At 60.0% G+C, this 617-nt stretch carries 1 protein-coding gene; it reads left to right on the top strand.

Translation table 11 applies throughout. The annotated features are described in order from the left end of the window. Positions 1-210 precede the first annotated feature (210 nt). The coding region (locus BG60_RS36180) for an IS110 family transposase (protein WP_420912061.1) at positions 211-617 on the top strand (407 nt) is incomplete at its 3' end.

Here is a 617-nt window from a genome sequence, read left to right as displayed (position 1 = left end):
AAGCTGCTTTCTTTGGTTACTTGTATATTGAATCTGGCGTCCGGAAGCTGATCTCTCCCGTTCGCTCGAAGCGGTAGCCCGTTTGTGTTACATGGGCTCACAGCCCGAAAGAAAGCTGGTGGCGCCGCTTCTCCTTACCGCTTTGAACCCGGACAGTTGACTGAGCCTCGAGCTCGTATCTTTGCAAGTATGGGTGCTGTGGTGAACCAAATCCAATCCTCTTCCGTCTCGCCTTTGTTCGTTGGCATCGATGTCAGCGGCTCCTTTCTCGACATCGCCTTCCACGAATCCTCCGAACTCTTTCGCCTGGCCAATTCTCCCGATGGCTTCGCGCAGCTGATCCACCGACTGCTGCCGCTCAACCCACAACTCATCGTGCTCGAAGCCACCGGCAAGCTCGAACGCGCCGTCCTCGAAGCCCTCTGCCAGGCCGGCTTGCCCGCCGTCGCGGTCAATCCCAAGCGGGTGCGCGACTTCGCCAGGTCCGCCGGCGTACGGGCCAAGACCGATCGCATCGATGCGCGCCTCATCGCCCGCTATGGCGCGACCATCAAACCCGAAGTCAGACCCCTGAACGACGAGCAAACCCAGCAGTTGCAGGCCCTCATCCTGCGCCG

The organism is Caballeronia zhejiangensis (genome assembly GCF_000698575.1).
Taxonomy (GTDB): Bacteria; Pseudomonadota; Gammaproteobacteria; order Burkholderiales; family Burkholderiaceae; genus Caballeronia; species Caballeronia zhejiangensis.
The sequence above is the reverse complement of the archived record's forward strand: the minus strand, read 5'-3'. Positions and strand labels throughout refer to the sequence as shown.